Origin of the sequence: Salinibacillus aidingensis (assembly GCF_039522525.1) — a bacterium.
GTDB lineage: Bacteria > Bacillota > Bacilli > Bacillales > Alkalibacillaceae > Salinibacillus > Salinibacillus aidingensis.
The window spans coordinates 130,819-151,667 of sequence record NZ_BAAADO010000006.1 but is presented as its reverse complement, the minus strand read 5'-3'; the positions used below and the strand labels follow the sequence as shown (position 1 = coordinate 151,667).

Genomic DNA, 20,849 nt, shown 5'->3' with positions numbered 1-20,849 from the left:
CCTACTGGTCATCCTCCTTCTTCTTTTCCCTGTTCATTAATTCCTGTTTCTTCTTGTCCAGTTCTTTCTTTAATCTTTTTACTTCCCGAGGTGTAGTCTCCTCTTCTCCATAACGTACCTTTTGATAAGTATCGACGGAAGATAAAGGCAAATCAATTCGCGTAAACCAATTCTCTATGGTTTCATGCGGCTTGCGACCAAATCCATGCTTTATGGCAAATTGCTCAAACTGAAAAAACAACCGCCGCGCCTGATGATTCGGTTTTCTGGAAAAGCGCTTTAAAAGTGAGGTTCGCAGACGATCGTTTTCACTACTTTCCAGTATATATTCAACATCAGACGGATTTTGTTTCGGTTGATAGCCAACGAGCTCCCTGCCGAAAAACTTCTTTGCAAGCAAAATAGCCACGATAAACAGCAGAATCATTCCAATCCATAACAATACATTTACGGACTGATTAATGACGGAAGCTGCCCCGTCGTTGACAAATTGATACTGATTTTGATTCATGTCTTCGTTCAAGGTATTCATAGAAGACTGCTCTGAATCCTCCACCTCTAACTCAGTTATGCCTGTTAAATCAATCCCAAGCCCGATAAACTGTAAAACCGCTGTGAGCATAACAGCTACTCCCTCAAGCATTAGCCGAAAAACCGCTCGTACAGGAGTGAAAACCATAAAAACGAGAAGGCCCATGGACAGAAAAATAATACCGAGCAGCCCGGGAAGCTTCATAACCTGCTGAACAGGGACATCCTCCGCTGTATGCCTTTGAATGGATGTATACTGCCTCACATAAAACCCTGCATACAGCAGAAAAAATTGCAGAACCGCTACCCAGATCACTTCAGGTCGGGAAAAAATCAGCACCTCTATAACTGCTAGTGAAAAAGTTATAAGCAAAACGTTTTTTTCGTTTTCGAAACTTCCCTCTTTTAGTTGATGGATAAATAAGAGGATCAGGGTGAGTGCCAGCACGATGGAACTGAACCAGGATAACTTTAATAATTGAGTACAAAACAGAATGACAACCGGTACTGTTAGAATATACGGAGCATACGTTTTAACCCTTTGCCTCATTTCAATCAGAACGAAACCGATGAGAAAAACCATCAGTAAATATTCCGGCAATGGCAAAAACTCATTCAGCAGATATAGGACAGGCACACCTATCAGATAAATCACGAGTGTCTGTTGCAAAAATAACAGGAGAGAGTTCCACTTATCCATACTGTTCACCTGCTTTAAGTGCCGGCTCCAGTTGTGCCCCGGATTCAAATTCCTTTACTTGATAGACATTCATGCCCTGCTTCTGCCATTTAAGCAGATAGAATTGATTTTCCTCATATAAATCCCCAAAGCAGACGACTGTTTGGGGCTGCTCCATTCGCTGGTCCACTTGCTGAAATAACCGGGAAGGATGAATGAGATTTTGTTCTCCCGATATTTTTGCCAATATCTCTAACGCCTTACGTAAATGCTCCTTTCCTATTCCTGATTGAAGTTTTCCCTGATTGGTATTGATACAGAGCTCATAGGAAATTCCCTTCCTCGTCAGGTACTGACAAACATAAGCTACATAAGATAATCGATTTTCCATATTTTCATCCCAATGAATATTTCCCAATCGTGTTCTGGCACTGAGGTTAACGATTAATACCCAGGTGTGATCCCTTGTCTTTTCAAACACTTTCGTCTGTAGATTTTGTCTTTTGGCCGATGCCTTCCAGTGAATCCGATGAAAGGCGTCATTGTGATAATCTCTTGTTCCAATTGGCTGCATTACATCCTCAAACGGTGAAAATCGGGCCCTCTGCTCCCCTATCGTGTCGTAATTGGTTTCCTCCATTCCAGAAACAGGTAGCGTGGCTGGATACACAAGTATTTCTGTCGGATAAAAGGGACGAAGCTTTAAGAAAACGGACTGGAAATGGATAAGATGCGGAAATTCGTATTGAATATTAGTCATTCGAGTAACCCCTCGGTTTACAGCCTTTATGGCGACCCTCAACCTTGTCTCACCTTTTGAAAGAACAGACAACGGAATTTCATAATGATTCTTGCCCCTCACCCTTGTTGCCTTAAACTTAACGACCTCGATAACATCCTCGGCCCGGAATGAAAGCTTTCCATTAACCATAGGAAGCTGGGATTGATGTTGAAAAACAAAATGAATCGTGGACTCCTGCCCGGGAAAAAGCCTGATTTGCTGCTTGGAGTCATCCAGCGTTAAGCCTTTACCTGCAATACGGTCATATCCCTTACTGAGTATGATTAAGGCCAGTAATAAACCTACAAGCAGAAACAATAAAGAACGCTGGAAAATTAAACTTAAAAAGAACGTGAGAACCGTAATAATGGTGAGAAGCTCATAATACTGGCTTTGGCTATCCTCAAACTGTTTGTCCCACTGCATATTACTCGCTTTCTCCAATCTCTACCGGAACTTCTATTAATTCCAGAATATCAGCGATCACCTTTGACGGATTCTTCTGCAGCGATGCTTCCATGGATAACACAAGCCGATGAGCAAAAACGTAAGGAGCCATTTCCTTTATATCCTCAGGTCTCACATAGTCTCTTCCTCTGATAAATGCTCTGGCCTGACAGACCCGCATAAGGGCAAGGGCCCCTCTTGTACTGATTCCGACCTCAACATCTGCGTGCTGCCTGGTTTGCCTTACAATATTTAATAAATATTCGGTGACAGCATCTCCCATACGTATGAGTTTGACTTCCTCCTGCAAAGACAAAATTTCTTCCTTTAATAAACTTGGCGAAACAATATCATTTAAGGGCTCGTCCGTCCGGTATATATGCAGAATCTCCTTCTCTATATCAAAAGAAGGATAATCCATACTTACCTTCAGCAGGAATCGGTCGAGCTGGGCTTCCGGAAGAGGAAAGGTTCCCTGATTTGACTCAATCGGATTCTGGGTTGCAATCACCATAAATGGGGGTTCCAAAACAAGGGTCTCCCCATCTATGGTCGTCTGTTTTTCTTCCATGACCTCCAACAGACTTGACTGAGTTTTAGGAGTCGCACGGTTGATTTCATCGGCTAACAGAACATTGGTCATCACCGGCCCTGCTCGTAATTCAAATTCCTGTGTCTTTGGATTATAAAATTGAATGCCTGTAACATCTCCAGGCAGAACATCCGGGGTGAATTGTACACGTCCAAACCGGCCGTCGACTACTTCGGCAAAGGTCTTCGCCAGCTTCGTTTTACCGGATCCCGGTACGCTTTCCAACAGAACATGACCATTGGCTAATAAGGCTGCAAATAAAAGCTCAATGGCATCATCCTGTCCCATAATTACCTTTTTGATTGCGTTGATTCCTTTGGTTATTTTAGCTTGTACTGAATTCATGATATCCCTACTTTCTTCTACAAATTAAATGACATCATTGCGGTTCTCCAGAATCCCTAAAGTCCAGAGTCTTATGCAGAGATTAATAAGAAAGAGATCATCAGGTTTATCCAGATCACAGTCGGTCAGTGATTCAATCTTCCGTAAACGGTAAAGGAGCGACTGCCGGTGCAGATTAAGCTCTCTGGCTGTTTGACTGACATTTCCCCTGTTCTTGTTATAAACTGAAAAGGTATGCACAAGATTAATGCCCCGCTCCTGATCATAGTTTAATAACGTCCCAATCGTCTGATCTGTAATGTTCTTCAGTTCCTTGTCATGAACAAGATTCATGAGAGCCCGGTCCACCCTCGTATCTGCATACATATTCTGAAAGCCGGGTCCTTTTTGACGACGACCTATTTCCAACGCTTTCTGTGCCTCCTGATAGCTTTCATAAAAACGGCGGAGGCCTGCCGTTTTACTAATTCCCCAGCTAAAAACCAGCTCAGGTATGAATTGATTTAACCGTTTATCCAAATGCTGAAAAAACTGTTCAACGGTTTCTGTAACCTGATGATGGTTTACCTCCAGATAAATAATGAAATGATTACGCTGAAAGGTGATCATCGTTTGACTGGCCATCGACTTTCCGGAATAATAAATTTCATCCTCAATTCTTCTCGTAATCGTCTGCTCCCAATTTTCATAGGTGGATTGGTCCAGGTTTTTCTGAAATACGTCCATAAAATTTTCAGGATAGCCAATGATGCACACATAGGGAAGATTTACATTGTATTTTAAGGACTTAGCCCTTGATAGCACCTGATCCCAGGAGGTATCCTTTTCCTTTGCTAAACTCCACACAAAATCATCTCTTAGCTTTAGTTCCGTCTCTATGATGGTATTTTCCTTTAAAAAACAGAGGGCTATGGCTGTGACGGCGTGCTCCAGCAGGTGTACGGTCTGCTGTCCCAATAAATAATCCACGTCATCATCTGTCAGCCCTTCCACAATGACAAAACCCTGGATTTCACTGGCTGAATGAACAAGAAATTGCAGGACATTTTTTCCTTCAATCGACATTACACGGGCATTCGGTGAAGTACTGTAAGGATGGTTATTTTCAAAAGAAGTGACCATGAAGCGATAGTCCTCTGATTGGAGAAATTCTGTCCAGGTTTTTTCCAGTTTTGATGCACCTCTGCTTTTTCCTTTTACCCGTCCTCTTGTATCCGTAATAATGACACCTTTACCCAGCTTCTTTTCAATATAATCCGCAACATCATACAGGCTGCCATTTTTTAAAATAAGGTTCAGCAGTTCTTGTTGGGTCTCTTTATTTTTTTCGACAAGACGCTCTTCCTCCTGTTTTAATGCATGCAGTACCACCTGGATGGCATCAGCAAACCGAATTTCCCAGGGCAGCAAAATAATAGGAAAGTCCTGCTGATTCGCAAAATGAATAATCCTTTCTGGCAGCTTATGAATGTATCGTCCAATCGCAATCGCGAGACCAGATGCCTCTGATTCAATTACCTCTTTCACAAACTGAAAGAGTAACTCCTCATCATCCTTACATCCCACACCTGTAGTTAGTACAAATTCATTTTTCCGGACAAAATTTTCTACCGGCATTTCAATCACAGATATCCACTCTACAATGGAATCACGAATGGTGTGCTCATCAGTAACAACGGAACCCTCATCAAGCAAATCCAGCTGTAAAATCTCCTCCATCGCCAGTCTCATCAGGATCCCTCCCGTTTCCTTTTGCAAAATGACAAAAGAAAAAAGAATATTTTCATACAAATTTGCGAATATTCAATTTTTTATTTGTATCATACCATAAAAATAAATCGATTCCTATCACATTATCTTTTACAGCAAACATCGCAAATCTCTTTGTTAAAAAAACTTTTTATTTCACAAATATGAAAGGAGAGGTTGACCCATGACAAAGGATCATAACCTGACAAATGCAACAAAAACCGTTTGGGCTGGCGAGAAAGAATATTTGGTTCATGGAGCCACACAGGTTCCGGTTGTACACAGCGTTTCCTTTGGTTACGAAGACATTGACGAATGGTTTGACGTAGCTATTGGAGAAAAAGACGGACATATTTACGGGAGAAATACCAATCCAACCGTGCAGTCCTTTGAGGATAAGGTGAAAATTTTAGAAGGAGCAGAAAGTGCCACAAGCTTCTCAACAGGAATGGCCGCCATCAGTAATTCCCTTGCTACCTTCCTGCAGCCTGGTGATCGGGTTGTAACGATTAAGGATACCTATGGGGGAACGAACAAGATTTTCTCTGAATTTCTGCCAAAGCTGAATATTGATGTCGAACTTTGTGAAACAGCCAACCATGAACAGATGGAAGAAGAAATTGCAAAGGGATGCAATATTCTCTATTTAGAAACACCTACAAATCCAACGGTCAAAATTACGGATATTAGAAGAATGGTTAAAGCGGCTAAAGCCGTGGATGCACTTGTGTTTGTTGACAATACCTTTGCAACACCTATGAATCAGAATCCGCTTGCACTGGGTGCTGACCTAGTGATTCACAGTGCTACCAAATTTTTAGGCGGGCATGCCGATGCTCTTGGCGGCGTCGTTGTTGGCAGTGAGGATTTAGTCGAGCAGATTTTCCATTACCGGGAAATTAACGGGGCCACCCTTGACCCAATGGCTGCCTATTTACTTTTACGCGGTATGAAAACACTTGATATAAGAAATGAACGCCAATGTGCTAGTGCAATGAAAATCGCCAACTATTTAAAACAGCATGATGCCATTGAGGATGTTTTCTATCCAGGACTTGAAGATCATCCGAATCATGACATTGCTAAAAAGCAAATGAGCAATTTTGGAGGGATGCTGAGCTTTTCCCTCAAAGATGGTCTGGATGGAGTAAGGGAATTCTTACCAAAACTTCAATACGCTAATCGGGCCGCCAACCTTGGTGCCGTTGAAACTGTTGTAGGTCCTGCCCGTACAACCAGCCATATTGAATGCACACCTGAAGAACGAAAAGCCCTCGGAATTCCTGAAGGGTTAATCCGTTACTCTGTGGGGATTGAGGACGTAAATGACCTGATTGCTGATCTTGAAAATGCCTTGTCCTATATTACGGTAAAAAGCTAGGTAAATGAAGCTTTGTTTCAAGGAGTGATCCTTTGCATGAACATACACCCGGAAGCTCAGGCGATTCACGATGAATTAATCAACATCAGACGAAACCTTCATCGTCAGCCGGAATTAAGCTTTAAAGAATATAGAACAACTGAATTTATTAAAAGATATCTTCAAAGCATCGAAGGATTAACCGTTCATTCAGGGAAAGAAGCGATTGGATTAGAAACAGGTGTTGTCGGTTCCATTTCCAATGGGAGTGGACCGACAATCGCCATTCGCGCTGATATCGATGCTTTACCCATCTTAGAAGAAAATCAGCATGAATACCGTTCACAGAATGATGGTGTGATGCATGCATGTGGTCATGATGCTCACACCACTATTGCCCTCGGTACTGCCAAAATCCTGGCACAAAAAGTAAGGAAAAAAGAGCTGACGGGAAAGGTCAAATTTATTTTTCAGCCTGCTGAAGAGGACACCGATGAAAAGGGATGGACCGGAGCCCCCTACCTGGTTCGTGCAGGAATTCTGGATGATGCAGATGCAGCGATTGCCCTTCATATGGATCCTGTTCAACCAGCAGGCACAGTTACAATCAATAAAGGATACAGTATGGCAAGTGTCGATACCTTTAGAGCCTCAATCTATGGTTCAGGTGGGCACGCCGCTTATCCACAGCAGACTTCCGACCCTATCAGAATGTTAGGCAGTATTTTACCTGCTATCCAGAGTATTTCAGGTCGGACGGTTTCTCCACTTGAACATTCCGTTTTATCGGTAACACACATTGGAACGACACCATCCTATAACGTCATACCTAATGAAGTCCATCTCCAGGGAACCATTCGCAGCTATCATCCGGATATTCGCAAACAGCTTAAAGCAGAATTGGAACAGACACTAAAAATCTCACAATCTATGGGAGGAAGCTATCAATTAGACATCACTCACGGGGAGCCTGTCCTGTACAACCATCCTGCTATCACAGACTGGTTTGAAACCACAGTCTGTGATTTATTCCCTTCGTTTACGATTAAGCATGAACCATTTGGGATGGCAGGAGAGGATTTTAGTCATATAGCTGAAACGGTACCGAGTGCCATGTTGTTTCTTGGAGCAAAAATAGATGATCAGCCAAACCGCGGGCTTCACATGCCTGAATTTGATATTAATGAGAAAGCTCTGATATATGGGGTTAGTATCCTTGCCGAAACAGCCTGCCGGTTTTTAAAAGGAAGCTATTCATTCATTCAATAAGGGAGGGAATGATTATGACCCATAAAATTGCCTTTATCGGCTTTGGTGGAGTCGGGCAGGGGTTATTGGACATATTGTTAAACAAAGGAAGAAATCTGGCGAACAATTTAGGATTAGACATCGAGGTTGTAGCGATTTCTGACTTAAAAAAAGGCTCCATTTACCATCCTGATGGCCTTGATTTACAGCGAATCGCTGCCATTATGGATGAATCAGGCCAATTAGAGGATTACCCCGAGGAAGATGGACTCATCAAAGGCTGGGATAGTTTAACGACCATTGAAAAGTCTAACGCAGACACCATTGTCGAAATCACCTATACAGATGTTCAGACGGGGCAGCCCGCAATTAACCACTGTAAAGCTGCTTTCGAGAATGGCAAAAATGTCGTTATGAGCAACAAAGGTCCCGTAGCCATTGCTTACGATGAGCTTAGTGAGCTTGCAAAAGATAGAGGTGTAAGCTGGGGCTTTGAAGGTACGGTCATGAGCGGAACACCCGCACTTCGAATGCCCCTGATTTCCCTGACAGGAAATGAAATACAGGAGATTCGCGGCATCCTTAATGGAACAACGAACTATATTTTGACGAAAATGGAAGAAGGAATGACGTATGAAGCAGCACTGAAGCAGGCCCAGGACCTCGGATATGCCGAAGCCGATCCGACAAGTGATGTGGAAGGCTATGATGCCCTCTATAAGGTTGTCATTTTAGCTAATGTCATTATGGGAATCCCTCTGACAAAAGAAGATGTACTCTGTAAGGGAATCTCCAGCCTGACCATAGATGATGTTCACGAGGCAAAGCAGGAAAACAAACGCTGGAAGATGCTCGGGCGCATCACCAGACAGGATGATCAAGTCTATGCATCCGTAAAGCCTGAAAAAGTAGATATGACGGATCCCCTTGCCGGTGTTCAAGGTGCCATAAACGCCACCACCTATGAATGTGACTTATCAGGACCGATTACTTTAATGGGCGCGGGTGCCGGCATTATTGAAACCGGATATTCTCTCTTAATTGACATCATTAATATGGAACGAAAGGTCATTCAATAGACAGTCCTTTATGGATGAAAATTTGAATCGAAAGGAGTGTTAAAGTATGAAGGCACAAGTGGAGCAAGTGAAAATGTGTATCGGCGGTGAATGGGTGAATCGTGAACAGAAGATTGATGTGTTCAATCCACAAAATAATGAACTGATTGCCAGTGTCCCCTCCGCAAGCAAAGAAGACATGATCAACACCATAGAGGAAGCGAAAAAAGGGGTGGACAATGCTGCAGAACTGCCTGTTCATAAACGAATATCCATCCTGAATCGGGCTGCCAGTCTATTATCTGAACGGAAACGGGAATTTGCGGAAACCATTGCGAAAGAAGGAAGCAAAACGATTACAGAAGCCAGTAGCGAAGTAAACAGAGCCATTGAAACGCTGCAGATCAGTGCCGAGGAAGCAAGGCGTATCAAAGGTGAAACCATATCCTTTGATCAGCGACCAGGCAGTGAGAATCGTGTAGGATATTACTACCGTTTTCCAATTGGACTCATTGCCGCCATCACTCCTTTTAATGATCCGCTAAATCTGGTCGCACACAAAGTGGGGCCGGCTGTAGCAAGTGGAAATGCATTAATTGTAAAGCCTGCATCCACAACTCCTTTAAGTGCTCTTAAACTGGCCGCTTTAATGGAAGAGGCCGGATTGCCCAAAAAAGTACTCAGTGTCATCACCGGCCGTGGAAGCGAAATAGGCGATTTACTGATTGAGCATGAGGATATACGAATGATTTCATTTACAGGAGGCGTGGAAACAGGCCAGGAAATTACCGCAAAATCTGGTGTGAAAAAACTTGGGATGGAGCTTGGCTCAAATTCCCCGTCCATTATCCTGGATGATGCCGATGTTGATCAGGCTGTTGAATCGACGATATCCGGATCCTACGCAGCTGCCGGTCAAAACTGTATAGGTGTTCAGCGTATCTATATAGCAGAAGGCGTTTACGAGGACTTTAAAACAAAATTTGTAGAGCGTACGAAACAGTATGTCACCGGCGATAAAATGTCACCGGAAACGGATATGGGTCCGCTCATTACAGAGAGTGAGGCCATCCGGGTCGAAAATTGGGTAAATGATGCCGTCGATCATGGAGCTGCTTTACTTTGTGGCGGTAAACGGCACGGAGCCTATTATGATCCTACCGTACTGGAGCAGTTACCTGATAACTGTATCCTTGCTTCAGAAGAGGTTTTTGGACCTGTCGTTATTCTTTATTCTGTCTCTGACCTTGATGAGGCAATCACAAAATCAAACAATGTTGATTTTGGACTGCAGGCTGGAATTTTTACAAAAAACCTGGAACGCGCATTTGAAGCGATTCATAAACTAAAAGTAGGCGGAGTTATGGTCAATGACAGCAGTGATTATCGCATTGACGCTATGCCTTTCGGAGGTGTGAAAAATTCAGGACTTGGCCGGGAAGGCATTCAATTTGCCATCCATGAAATGACAGACCCTAAAGTTGTTTGCTTCAATTTACCTTAAAGCATTTCAACCCGGTCAATAGGCTCTTTGATGTCAGAAAGCTGCACGAAAGGAGTGAAAAGGATGTTTACGGTGGAAGAATACAAAGAAAGAATGCGAAAAACAAAGGAAAAAATGAACGAACAAGGAATCGAAGTCTTATTGCTGGTTAATCCTTCAAACATGAACTATTTAAGTGGATATGACGCCTGGTCTTTTTACGTTCACCAGATGATTATTGTGATGATTGATGAGGAACAGCCGATCTGGATCGGCAGAGAAATGGATGCCAATAGTGCCCGCATTTCGACGTGGATGAACAATGATAACATTATCCCTTATCCTGATGACTATATACAATCCGACAATAAGCATCCTATGGATTTTGTAGCGAATATTTTAAAAGAAATTGGGCAGGCCAACCGATATATAGGAGTTGAAATGGAAACCCATTATTTCAGTGCGCTCTCTTATTTAAAATTAATCCATCATTTACCTAATGCAACTTTTAAGGACGCTGATCAGCTCGTCAATTGGGTAAGATGCATTAAGTCTCCACAGGAAATTGCCTATATGAAAAAGGCCGCTCAAAATGCTGAAATGGCGATGCGAAGAGCCTATGAAACGATTGATGCCAATGTCCGGGAATGTGATGTGGCTGCCAATATCTTTCAGGCGCAAATCAGTGGAACAGCCGAACATGGCGGCGACTATCCAGCCATTGTACCGATGATCCCGTCCGGAAGAAAAACATCAGCTCCTCACTTCACGTGGACCGATGAGCGCTATCAGGTGAATGATCCGGTTATTGTTGAACTTGCTGGCTGTTATAACCGCTACCATTCCCCTCTTGCCCGAACCATGGTCATAGGCGAACCATCCTATCAACTGGCAGAGACTTCTAAAGTCATTGTGGAAGCCCTTAATGAGACGCTTGATTTCATCAAACCCGGAGTAACCAGTGAGGAGATTGAGGAAGTCTGGCAAAGCAACATTGCAAAACATGGGTTCTATAAGCGATCACGACTCGGATATTCCGTAGGCTTAAGCTACCCGCCTGACTGGGGAGAGCATACAATCAGCATTCGCCCTGGAGATCAGACAGTTATTCAGCCAAACATGACCCTGCATTTAATCCCGGGATTATGGTATCACGATTTTGGAGTTGAAATCAGCGAGGCAATCAGGATCACCGATAACGGCTGTGAAACTCTTGCTGATTTTCCAAGAGAACTCTATGTAAAAAATCCAACCCCTTCCCTTTATGTAAATGGAACGACATTGCCGAAGTATTAGAGGGGTTCCGCTATAAGGGAAAACACAAAATTTTGCATCAACAACGACAATGAAATTCACATTGTATAAATATTAGTTATCACTATAAAAAGGGACTTGGAATTTTTCCAGGTCCCTTTAGCATGGAACTCCTTTAATTGAATTGAATGAACGCACCTGAGAGTTCACAACAATCCCTTTTATCCGTGAAGTCTATACCTCTATTCATTACCGATGCCCTTTTTTGAATTCAGAACAAACATTGATGCATCCTGACCCATGAATAGCTTGTTCCCAGTATAAAAAGTTTTGTATTGAATATCCCTATATAAGAAATGATGCTTCGAACATAAAGTGGCCATTTACCCAGACAAGCCCCGTTAGCTTATTACTCACTACGTTTTTCTAATAGCAAATACAGAATAACAACCAACATTATAAAATTAGCAATTTGGAACATTCCTGAAATGTCTAAAATACTTTGAACCAGTGGAACTTGATATAGTATAAACCCCAGAATAAGTGAAGCCAAGACTACTAAGACACTATAAAGCATAATTCCTCTCCTTATATTTCATCTATTGTTTTCTTCCAGATAAGTCCCTTAAGAACAAGAAGAAAAACTTTATTCTTGTCTTGATTTCCTAAATCCATAAAACGATCGAAAACCAAGTCCTTCATAAAATGAACGAGATGAACAATTTGCAAGTAATTCAATCCTTGTGGCTGGATATTCATTATGTAAGTAGTGAAGGAATTCTTTTCCTAATCCTAATCCCCGATACTTTTTATCAATTAGCAATTCACAAATAAACAGGCTTATACGAGTATCAGTAAATCCTCTTAAATAGCCAACTACTCCTTTACCCTTTATTTCAATAACAAAGGCTACATTTGAATTTTTCCACGCTTCCTTTGTATTCAAAGCATTTTCGACTAAATTCGTCCATCCTTCTTCTTTGTTTAAATCCTGTATTCTATTAAAGTCCTTTTCTTTATATGGTCGAATGACTCCCTTTATATTATCTTTCAAATCTATATCCATAATAAATTCCTTCCCTAAGAATTCTAATGTTCTTCTTTAAAAATCCTGTCAGATAGCAAATTGATTCGGAAAGTCAGCTATACCTTCTCGTCACTGTCAGACACCCTGTTCCTCATTTAACTTTGCAACCCGTTTACTTCTCAATACTGCGCCCTTCTTATTGAAAAAACACCACCCGTTTGTCGAACAAAGAGTTTCTTGCTATTTCCAAATCACTAAAAGCGTATGATCTGCAATATTTTCACAATCATCAAGTAAGTAATCCGTTCTTTCTGCAGTTTCGACCACTTCAATTGATTCACAAGTTGCAGTATTTATGCTCCCCTTCCCATATCTATCCCTTCGTATGTCGGATGTTGATATGATAGCATCACCATCATATTCAAGGTCACGAAGCACTGGGTCACCTTCTGTTGTATATCTGATTACCCTAATACTATCCTTCTGTCCCTTGTCAAAATTGTTTATAAATTTTTTAAATCTATCTATATTTTCAATGTCCCCGTGCATATCCACAATATCTTCAGATGAAGGATGGTAATCTGGAATGTTATCTTCTTTCTGATTTGTATTAGTTAAGTTTTCTGTATTCTGACAACCTGCCATTAACACTATAATTATTAAAACAAATAAAATCTTTGTTGGTTTCATATGTACCTATCCCTCCCATCAATTAGACGGCTTTCATCGAAGGAATGTTTCGTGTTATTCCAATGTTCTGCCTTAAACTGATGGGAGGGAATACCCTTGTTCAGCATCCATCACCCGTTAGCTTAATAACAAACCTCTCTAATCTTCTCTAATAATAAGCCAACAAGAAAATCATAACCTTTGGCTCCAAAATGAAGTCCATCATTTCTTATCCCTTTAAGCATTTGAGGATAGTTATCCAAAGCAATCATCTTTGAAAAAAAATCGATGAAATGGCATCCAGTTTCCACTGCTACATGATTAACTGACAAAGCATAATCGAATAAAACTTCATTAGTTCTCGCAAATTGAACTTTTTCATCAACTGGGGCTGGTGTTATTAAAATTGTTCTTTTAGGTTTAATCATTTGTGTGATTTTATAAATGTTCGTTTTATAAGTTTCTAAATCCACCATTTTATGAAATGCGGCATCATTAGCACCAAACATTACTGTTACTAAATTGGGGTTATATTTAATCACATCATTTTCAATTCTTGATAGAGCATCGTAAGTGTTATTACCTGATGCACCAGCATTTATTACTTCAAAACCTTCCAATTGCACAGCTAACTTTGTTGTAAGCATAGGTGTATCATAGCCTTCTTTTCTTGCCGTAATACTATCGCCAAAACATACTAATTTCTCCACATGACTTCTCCTAATATGTATTTTTTTGTTCAACTGTACTGATTCGTTTGGCCATTTAAGCTTCCTTCACTAATAATGAAACAAAGTTATAATAATGATTTGAAGAAAACTGATCCAAAATATATAAAACTCATACTTAAAAAGACAATTGCAAATGTTGTAATTCCTTTAGGCAATTTTCCATAAAAGTAAATTAAGGCTAAACCTATTGTTATGTGAATCAGTAAAAAAACGAACATTTTTTCCACCTACAGTTCTTATAAGTTAAACTCTTTGCCGAAAGCAGCAAAACTTTAGTCAAAACTAACGAATATGGTTGGAAGTATTAGTTCTAATACTAATATGCTTGTTATTTTAACTCTTTTGATTGAATGTTTATTAGCAATGATTATACACACCTTTTAATTATATTTGTTATACGAACCTTTGTTTCTACATTTCAATAGGAAAAGTCATTTTCCCTCTTGAAGGTTAGCCCCCTTTACTGAAATAATTAAAGAGTCTTATTAGCCTGTTGATTTCAAAAATCACGTCGTATTTCTCTTAAATAAATAGCCAATTACAACAATGCCGAGTAAAGTGGTTACCAAATGAGGTGTTGCAAATATCCAATGAGCTACAAAAGTGGTTGGTGGTGTTCCATCGGATATACCATTACCATTAAAGGCAAACCATAAGAATATAGCAGGTGCTTGAATTAACACCAAGGAAAAGACTATGACCATTTCTACAAAGTCCGCTATTTTATTCTTGTTTATTCCTAAGAAAACAACGATTCCTCCAACAACCAATTCAATGAAACCCCAAGTAATGACTATTGACTCTGTTGGACCAAAAACGCCTATTAAATAAAGCATTCCTGTTAAAATCGTTAATAACCCCAACAAAATTTCCAATTTAGCTAAGTTAATCATTTTTTTCACCCCTTATTACCATCTTCTTACTACTGCTTCTTTTTACAATATCAGGCTGTACCCCTTGTTCCAGATAAGCCTCCGTTTGTTGAAGAACACCTTTAATTATGTTTGGCAGACAACTGAAAGATGCTCTCAATTGTTTTTAGTACAAGAAAGCCTATCACAGAGCCTAAAGTGTTCAATATAATATCATCAACATCAATAGCCCTAATTGGCATCAATAGTTGTACTAACTCAATAAATGTAGAACTCAGTAAACCCACCAATCCAACTCTTAGTACACTACTTAATTTAATGAATTTTAATGCAAGCATAAACCCGAACGGCACAAACAAAATAATATTCCCAGCAATATTTCTTAAAGGTACCATAAAATAAGAGTGGCTCAGTAAGTCTTTTATACTTGAAAATGGTACGAAATTATTTGATGGACCATATCTATGAGGAATACCAATTTCAATAGGGAAAAGGGTCATTCCAATTATCCATAGTACACTCACCAAAAAAAGCAGATTGATTATTTCTTGTTTTAAATCAAATTTTTTCTTCCTATAAATGACGGTAATACCTTTGATAATAAACCATAGAACTATTATTACTATTGCTGGTAAAAGAAAGTATATCCTCAATTCCACACATCCCCGACAAATTTTTTCCCATATATAAACGACGATAAATATTCAAGTTAGTTTCATCCCTTATTAAAGTAACCTGCTCCGTTAGCTTAAGTACATTCCTTCACAAACTTTTACATCCTTCCCTTTTAGCGAAAGAATACAGCATAAATGATAAATGCCAATACCATAAAAAGAGCAAGAATTCCAGTTCCTTTCCAACCCAGACTCCCTGTTAAATCAACAAGACTTCCATTACTTGCTCTATTCGCAGCATCATTCATATCTCCAGCAGGATTTCCTCTTCCCTCCTCTTGTCTTAACCGTTCTCTTCTTTGTTCAGGAGTTTCCTGTTTTTCACTCATTAGCCACTCCCCCCCGTTCCTTTTAATCTATTACTTCATTACCGTCCCCTTGATTAAGAGAGGACAGTCCCCTTATATTAGGTTAATAAGCAATGATTTCCTTTGCAGTCATGACTCTGGTTTCCTGATTCTTGTTCACTTCCTGTGGCCTGGTTAAAATCACTTTTACTAGTTGTCCCTCGTTAAGGTTACTGAAACTCAATCGCTCTCCTGTTTTTGCCTTTATAATTGTTTCTTCGCTAATTTTCACCGTGCATAAATATTGAATGAGATTGTGCTTATCTTCTTCCTTTAAATGAAGATCATCGGTGCAACCTACCAAGACAGAATGATCTTCTGAATCTATCGTCACAATCTCCCCTTGAATCGATACAATTGCTTTTCCTTGTGAAGAAGAACATCCTGTCAGCATGACCATTAAAATAACTATGGCAATACGTATATTCCGGATTTTCGCCACCCCCTAATCCAGTAATGAATCCAATCACTAAACCTTCTATTGTCGATCGTTACTTAAACGTTCTCATTGACTCTACCCTTATGTTAACATAAAATTCCAAACCACTTTATTATTTTATAACCATTTTAGCTGCTCATATCGTGGACCCAACATTATCATTAATTCTCCAATCAGAATTTTTGTCACATGATACTGGACCCTTATCCTCATCGCCCTGTTTATTGAGGGGGGGTTGTTTTTGACTTCTTCCTTCAATAAGAGGATAATATTGAATAGCTATTTTTTTCCAATGGAGGTCATAACTTTGGAATCTATTATTTCTGTAAAAAACCTGAGGAAATCCTACAAGAATACGGAAGCGGTAAAAGGCATTAATTTTGAGGTTGAAGAAGGGGAAATTTTCGGCTTTCTGGGACCTAATGGAGCCGGAAAAAGTACAACCATCAATATGATCTGTACAATGCTGAAGCCTACATCAGGCAGCATTATTATTAATGACTACGATGTAAGTAAGGATAAGGATGCTGTACGTGGCAGCATCGGGATCATCTTTCAGGAAAATACACTTGATGAAAAGCTGACGGCCCATGAAAATCTTATGCTTCATTGTCGTTTTTATAAGGTTCCTAAAGAAAAACGGGAGGAGCGAATTCAGGAAGTCCTGGAAATCGTTGACCTCGTCAATGAACAGAAGCAGCGGGTAGAGACCTTCTCCGGGGGAATGAAACGTCGCCTGGAGATTGCCAGAGGTCTGCTTCATTATCCAAAAGTATTATTTCTCGATGAGCCGACAGTCGGCCTGGACCCGCAGACACGGGCCCATTTGTGGGAATATATTTTACGCTTAAAAGAAAAAGAAGGCATCACCATGTTCCTCACGACTCACTATCTGGATGAGGCTGAAATCAGTGATCGTGTGGCTATCATGGATCAGGGTGAGATTATTGCCATAGATTCTCCAACAGCCTTAAAGGACCAGCTTGGCGGCGATATTATTGAACTGTCTACAGAGGACAATGAGCAGGCCCTGAAGGAAATTAACGAAAAAGTGAAGGAAGCAAAGGTCACTGTTGAAGAGGATACGATTCACCTTAAAGTAGCGAGCAGTGATGCCTTTATCTCATCCTTTATTAAGACATTAAATATTCCAATTACCCGATTAAATATTCGTAAACCGACTCTGAACGATGTATTTTTAGCATTCACAGGCAGAAAAATCGGGGAAACGGTGAAAGAATAGGAGGCCTGATCATGGAAGGAATTATCGCCATTTGGCAAAGGGATCTGCTTAAGTTTTTCCGGGATAAAGCCCGGCTGTTCGGATCCTTCACCATGCCCATACTGTTTTTATTGATCTTCGGTGGAGGAATGAGCGGTTCGATGGAGACAATGATGGCCGGTAGTATGCCGAAAGGGGCAGAAGGATTCAACTATGTGGAATTCGTTTTTCCAGGAATTGTTGCCATGACCCTGCTTATGACCTCGATTTTTTCCGCCATGTCTGTAATTGAGGATAAGGATTTTGGCTATATGAAGGAAATTATGGTATCTCCAATTTCCCGAGTCAGCATTGCGATCGGAAAAATGCTGGGATCAGCGACTGTTGCCACCATTCAAGGAGTTATGCTCTTTTTGCTGATTCCGTTATTAGGGTTATCCTATGATGTGATGGCCTTAATTCAAGTGATCCCTTTTATGTTTTTACTGGGGTGTGCGCTGTCTTCCCTCGGCTTGCTTTTTGCCAGTTTAATCAATTCAACTCAGGGCTTTCAGTTAACTGTACAAATCCTGGTAATGCCAATGATTTTCCTGTCGGGAGCATTATTTCCGATTAGCAATATGCCCGCTTGGATGGATTTCATTGTAAAAATCAACCCTGTGACATACGGGGTCGATGTCATGAAGAAGGTTATGGTTGATATCGAAAATTTATCAGCACCCGTTCTGGATGCCATGGGGCTGAACATATCCTTATTCGGAAGACAGATTACGATTTTTGAAGAAGTTTTATTTATTGGTATTTTTACAACTATTCTTGTTTTATTGTCGACCGTCAGCTTTAAGCGCGCGAATGCCTAGGTACGTAGACCCCCCCGTATCCCATTAAAAGTGATACGGGGCTTTTTGTATTTAATATTTTTGGAGGGTCATCACTTTAATTCAGATTAATCAATGGCTTTTCTGGCCAGCATCTGAATGACGGCATCTTCCATCGGCGGGTTATGCAGGCCGGCCCGGACATCCCGATAATAGCGTTCAAAATCAAAATGCTTGGACAGGCCTCTTCCTCCAACGATCCTCATCGCTAAGTCCACTACCTTGCTGGCTGCGTTTGTCGCAGCTACTTTTACCGCAGCTAATTCAGTTCCCAGCTCCATACGTTTCTCAGGATACTGATCCCATTTTTCTGCAACAGCATACATAAATTGCCGTGCTCTTAGAAGCTCAAAGTCCATTTCTCCAATTTTCTGCTGAATATGGGGTACTTCAGAAATCGGTGTGTTTAGACTGTTCGGCTGATAGCTTTTGGCAAAATCGATCGCATCGTTACGGGCAGCAATAGCAATCCCTAAATAGCAGGCCGGAATATGGAGAAGCCATCCTTTAGGCTTTTTCGACTGCTGCTTCATTTCAACTAAGTGGTCCAGGTCGACTCGTACATCCTCTAATAGTAAATCATCACTGGCGGTTCCACGCATACCAAGTGTATCCCAGGTACGCTCTACTTTTATCCCTGAGGCTGTACTTGGAATGAGAAAAGACCCAATTTCCTCTTTATCCTCAACGTAGGCTGTCACAATATAGTAATCTAACACACTAGCCATCGTTGCAAAGTTTTTATGTCCATTGATGATATAGGAATCCCCCTCTCTTACAGCGCGTGTTTCCGGGATTCCTCCTCTCGATGGACTGCCAGTCGCTGGTTCTGACGCAATACGGTTTACGATTTTCTTTTCCTGGCTGAGTTCCTTGGCAAACCGGTCAAAGACGCTTTCATCCCATAGATCATCCTCTGCCAGTTCTTTGACAACCCCTAAATGCCACCCCATGGAAAGAGCAGTTGAACCGTCACCCTCCGCCAGTTTTTCCTGAACGAGAAGCAATTCATAAATAGAAATCTCCCTGCCCCCGTATGTTTTTGGTAAAGTCAGCGTGACATAATCGGTCTCTTTTAAATCACGCAGGTTATCTTCTGAAAAGGCAGCCTGCTGATCGGTTTCCTTTGCTCTCTTCTTTACACGACCGGATAATTCTTTTACCAGTTGATACAGTTCTTTATGCTGGTCTGTTTTTATAAAAGGGGAAAATAAGTCTGACAATTGAATTCCTCCTCAAAAGTTCATTCTGTTCATATTATTCCGATTTGTTTGATAGGGTTTATGCTATCTATTCTAAATGATTTAAAAAAATGGCACAACTTTTCTGATATCTTCAGTATTTCAGCCTTCTGTTTCCAAATTTATTTTAATCAGCCTATCGTCCCCTTCTTTAGGAGTACCCCGTCCGTCACGGTTATTCGTTATGGCATACAAGGAATCATTTTGAATAAAAATATCCCGCACTCTGTCTCTTTGATCATAAATGACCGTTTGTTCCTTTGTGTCTATATCAAATTCTATAATTTTTGTACCTCTTAATGCTGCAATATACAGTTTTCCTTCCCTGCTATCAATCCCCGATGGAGCCCAGGTTGTATTACCCGTATGATAAAAAGGGGGGATCATTCCCGCTTTTTCTTCACTCCCCTGAATCACTGGCCAACCGTAGTTATTTCCGGGTTCTATCCTATTGATTTCATCATGAGCGGTCTGTCCATGCTCGGTACTGTATAGCTGACCATCCTTATCCCACGCCAGTCCCTGAGGATTTCTATGACCATAGGAATACACATAGGAATTTGAAAATGGATTGTCACTCGGTATACTTCCATCTAATTCCATTCGCAAAATTTTTCCGCCCAATGAATGTAAATCCTGTGCCAGGTCAGCCTCTCCGGCATCACCTGTTGTTACATACAGCTTTTGATCAGGTCCTATTTTCAGTCTTCCCCCGTTATGGATCTGACCACCCGGAATCCCCTCCAGTAAAATGCCAGTTTCCACCCAGGTATCCTCCTGCAATTGTATGCGGATGACACGATTATAAAGACTTCCCTCCTGCTCGTATGTATGATAAGCCAGGGCTTCGTTTGTGGATTCAAAATCCGGCGCTAAAATAAAACCCAGGAATCCTCCTTCTCCGGCATGAACAATGTCTTTTGTAACGTTGATATTTTGTAAGACTGTCCTTCCTGTCTTCCCATCCACTTGTTGAATAGAACCCCCACGCTGGCTTAAATAAAATGTATCCTCAACCTTTGTGATATTCCAGGGGATGTCCAGGTTTTCAGCAATCACTTTGGGGTTTTCGGACTGAATCGTCTCCTTTGCCTCCTGTTTATCCTTTTGCCTGTCAGGAGCCTGCTCATTTTCATTTGTGCAGGCTGCCAGCATTATGATCAAAAGAAACAGCGCTACTCTTTTCATGATTAAATCCTGACCTCCCATTAAAATTCCTTTC

20 protein-coding genes are annotated in these 20,849 nt (G+C 40.9%); 7 read left to right on the top strand and 13 right to left on the bottom strand.

Going from position 1 to position 20,849, the window contains the following annotated elements; all coding sequences use genetic code 11:
* Position 1 precedes the first annotated feature (1 nt).
* The 4 genes from ABD006_RS14450 to ABD006_RS14435 are packed head-to-tail and all read right to left on the bottom strand — an operon-like array spanning position 2 to position 5,106.
* Positions 2–1,231, bottom strand: coding sequence for a hypothetical protein (locus ABD006_RS14450; RefSeq protein WP_343842534.1), 1,230 nt, complete (start codon positions 1,229–1,231; stop codon positions 2–4).
* On the bottom strand, positions 1,224–2,417 hold the full coding sequence (locus ABD006_RS14445) for a DUF58 domain-containing protein (protein ID WP_343842532.1): 1,194 nt from the start codon (positions 2,415–2,417) through the stop codon (positions 1,224–1,226). Before ABD006_RS14445 ends, ABD006_RS14450 begins: the two co-directional genes overlap by 8 nt.
* Before the next feature lies 1 nt (position 2,418).
* Positions 2,419–3,375, bottom strand: a complete 957-nt coding sequence (locus ABD006_RS14440; protein WP_343842530.1) for an AAA family ATPase — start codon at positions 3,373–3,375, stop codon at positions 2,419–2,421.
* A 24-nt stretch (positions 3,376–3,399) separates the two neighbouring features.
* Positions 3,400–5,106, bottom strand: a complete 1,707-nt coding sequence (locus ABD006_RS14435) for a PucR family transcriptional regulator (RefSeq protein ID WP_343842527.1) — start codon at positions 5,104–5,106, stop codon at positions 3,400–3,402.
* A 202-nt stretch (positions 5,107–5,308) separates the two neighbouring features.
* On the opposite strand from ABD006_RS14435, the gene ABD006_RS14430 reads away from it, so the two are divergent.
* The 5 genes from ABD006_RS14430 to ABD006_RS14410 all read left to right on the top strand — a co-directional run bounded on the left by ABD006_RS14430 (position 5,309) and on the right by ABD006_RS14410 (position 11,569).
* Positions 5,309–6,505 (top strand): cystathionine gamma-synthase family protein, encoded by a 1,197-nt coding sequence (locus ABD006_RS14430; protein WP_343842525.1) that lies wholly within the window; start codon positions 5,309–5,311, stop codon positions 6,503–6,505.
* Between the two features lie 36 nt (positions 6,506–6,541).
* Positions 6,542–7,753: a M20 metallopeptidase family protein gene (locus tag ABD006_RS14425; RefSeq protein WP_343842523.1), complete on the top strand. Its 1,212-nt coding sequence runs from the start codon at positions 6,542–6,544 to the stop codon at positions 7,751–7,753.
* A gap of 14 nt (positions 7,754–7,767) precedes the next feature.
* On the top strand, positions 7,768–8,811 hold the full coding sequence (locus ABD006_RS14420) for a homoserine dehydrogenase (RefSeq protein WP_343842522.1): 1,044 nt from the start codon (positions 7,768–7,770) through the stop codon (positions 8,809–8,811).
* Positions 8,812–8,857: 46 nt separating this feature from the next.
* Positions 8,858–10,294, top strand: coding sequence for an aldehyde dehydrogenase family protein (locus tag ABD006_RS14415; protein WP_343842519.1), 1,437 nt, complete (start codon positions 8,858–8,860; stop codon positions 10,292–10,294).
* Between the two features lie 63 nt (positions 10,295–10,357).
* The gene (locus tag ABD006_RS14410; protein ID WP_343842516.1) at positions 10,358–11,569 is read left to right on the top strand and encodes a M24 family metallopeptidase; all 1,212 of its coding nucleotides are present in this window, start codon (positions 10,358–10,360) and stop codon (positions 11,567–11,569) included.
* Between the two features lie 604 nt (positions 11,570–12,173).
* Here ABD006_RS14410 and ABD006_RS14405 read toward each other — a convergent pair.
* The 7 genes from ABD006_RS14405 to ABD006_RS14375 all read right to left on the bottom strand — a co-directional run bounded on the left by ABD006_RS14405 (position 12,174) and on the right by ABD006_RS14375 (position 16,289).
* Positions 12,174–12,593: a GNAT family N-acetyltransferase gene (locus ABD006_RS14405; RefSeq protein WP_343842514.1), complete on the bottom strand. Its 420-nt coding sequence runs from the start codon at positions 12,591–12,593 to the stop codon at positions 12,174–12,176.
* 201 nt (positions 12,594–12,794) lie between these two features.
* Positions 12,795–13,244 carry a DUF4362 domain-containing protein gene (locus tag ABD006_RS14400; protein ID WP_343842512.1) on the bottom strand — a complete coding sequence of 150 codons (450 nt, stop codon included), beginning with the start codon at positions 13,242–13,244 and terminating at the stop codon, positions 12,795–12,797.
* Between the two features lie 122 nt (positions 13,245–13,366).
* Complete coding sequence (locus ABD006_RS14395; protein ID WP_343842509.1) at positions 13,367–13,933, bottom strand: GDSL-type esterase/lipase family protein; 567 nt, start codon at positions 13,931–13,933, stop codon at positions 13,367–13,369.
* 527 nt (positions 13,934–14,460) lie between these two features.
* Complete coding sequence (locus ABD006_RS14390) at positions 14,461–14,847, bottom strand: hypothetical protein (protein WP_343842507.1); 387 nt, start codon at positions 14,845–14,847, stop codon at positions 14,461–14,463.
* 101 nt (positions 14,848–14,948) lie between these two features.
* Positions 14,949–15,479, bottom strand: a complete 531-nt coding sequence (locus ABD006_RS14385) for a VanZ family protein (protein ID WP_343842505.1) — start codon at positions 15,477–15,479, stop codon at positions 14,949–14,951.
* Positions 15,480–15,613: 134 nt separating this feature from the next.
* Positions 15,614–15,829: a DUF6366 family protein gene (locus ABD006_RS14380; RefSeq protein ID WP_343842503.1), complete on the bottom strand. Its 216-nt coding sequence runs from the start codon at positions 15,827–15,829 to the stop codon at positions 15,614–15,616.
* A gap of 82 nt (positions 15,830–15,911) precedes the next feature.
* Positions 15,912–16,289: a hypothetical protein gene (locus tag ABD006_RS14375; protein WP_343842501.1), complete on the bottom strand. Its 378-nt coding sequence runs from the start codon at positions 16,287–16,289 to the stop codon at positions 15,912–15,914.
* Positions 16,290–16,593: 304 nt separating this feature from the next.
* Between ABD006_RS14375 and ABD006_RS14370 the strand changes: the two genes are divergently transcribed.
* Both ABD006_RS14370 and ABD006_RS14365 read left to right on the top strand, forming a co-directional pair.
* On the top strand, positions 16,594–17,529 hold the full coding sequence (locus tag ABD006_RS14370) for an ATP-binding cassette domain-containing protein (RefSeq protein ID WP_343842498.1): 936 nt from the start codon (positions 16,594–16,596) through the stop codon (positions 17,527–17,529).
* A gap of 11 nt (positions 17,530–17,540) precedes the next feature.
* A complete protein-coding gene (locus tag ABD006_RS14365) occupies positions 17,541–18,368 on the top strand; it encodes an ABC transporter permease (RefSeq protein ID WP_343842496.1) in 828 nt (275 codons plus the stop codon).
* An 86-nt stretch (positions 18,369–18,454) separates the two neighbouring features.
* Here ABD006_RS14365 and ABD006_RS14360 read toward each other — a convergent pair whose 3' ends face one another.
* Positions 18,455–19,609, bottom strand: coding sequence for an acyl-CoA dehydrogenase family protein (locus ABD006_RS14360; protein ID WP_343842493.1), 1,155 nt, complete (start codon positions 19,607–19,609; stop codon positions 18,455–18,457).
* A gap of 120 nt (positions 19,610–19,729) precedes the next feature.
* Positions 19,730–20,815, bottom strand: a complete 1,086-nt coding sequence (locus ABD006_RS14355; protein WP_343842490.1) for a PQQ-dependent sugar dehydrogenase — start codon at positions 20,813–20,815, stop codon at positions 19,730–19,732.
* Positions 20,816–20,849: the final 34 nt, after the last annotated feature.

Coding starts and splice junctions, on each gene's coding strand:
- ABD006_RS14450 (WP_343842534.1), bottom strand. CDS start 1,231: ATGGATAAGTGGAACTCTCTCCTGTTATTTTTGCAACAGACACTCGTG.
- ABD006_RS14445 (WP_343842532.1), bottom strand. CDS start 2,417: ATGCAGTGGGACAAACAGTTTGAGGATAGCCAAAGCCAGTATTATGAG.
- ABD006_RS14440 (WP_343842530.1), bottom strand. CDS start 3,375: ATGAATTCAGTACAAGCTAAAATAACCAAAGGAATCAACGCAATCAAA.
- ABD006_RS14435 (WP_343842527.1), bottom strand. CDS start 5,106: ATGAGACTGGCGATGGAGGAGATTTTACAGCTGGATTTGCTTGATGAG.
- ABD006_RS14430 (WP_343842525.1), top strand. CDS start 5,309: ATGACAAAGGATCATAACCTGACAAATGCAACAAAAACCGTTTGGGCT.
- ABD006_RS14425 (WP_343842523.1), top strand. CDS start 6,542: ATGAACATACACCCGGAAGCTCAGGCGATTCACGATGAATTAATCAAC.
- ABD006_RS14420 (WP_343842522.1), top strand. CDS start 7,768: ATGACCCATAAAATTGCCTTTATCGGCTTTGGTGGAGTCGGGCAGGGG.
- ABD006_RS14415 (WP_343842519.1), top strand. CDS start 8,858: ATGAAGGCACAAGTGGAGCAAGTGAAAATGTGTATCGGCGGTGAATGG.
- ABD006_RS14410 (WP_343842516.1), top strand. CDS start 10,358: ATGTTTACGGTGGAAGAATACAAAGAAAGAATGCGAAAAACAAAGGAA.
- ABD006_RS14405 (WP_343842514.1), bottom strand. CDS start 12,593: ATGGATATAGATTTGAAAGATAATATAAAGGGAGTCATTCGACCATAT.
- ABD006_RS14400 (WP_343842512.1), bottom strand. CDS start 13,244: ATGAAACCAACAAAGATTTTATTTGTTTTAATAATTATAGTGTTAATG.
- ABD006_RS14390 (WP_343842507.1), bottom strand. CDS start 14,847: ATGATTAACTTAGCTAAATTGGAAATTTTGTTGGGGTTATTAACGATT.
- ABD006_RS14380 (WP_343842503.1), bottom strand. CDS start 15,829: ATGAGTGAAAAACAGGAAACTCCTGAACAAAGAAGAGAACGGTTAAGA.
- ABD006_RS14365 (WP_343842496.1), top strand. CDS start 17,541: ATGGAAGGAATTATCGCCATTTGGCAAAGGGATCTGCTTAAGTTTTTC.
- ABD006_RS14355 (WP_343842490.1), bottom strand. CDS start 20,815: ATGAAAAGAGTAGCGCTGTTTCTTTTGATCATAATGCTGGCAGCCTGC.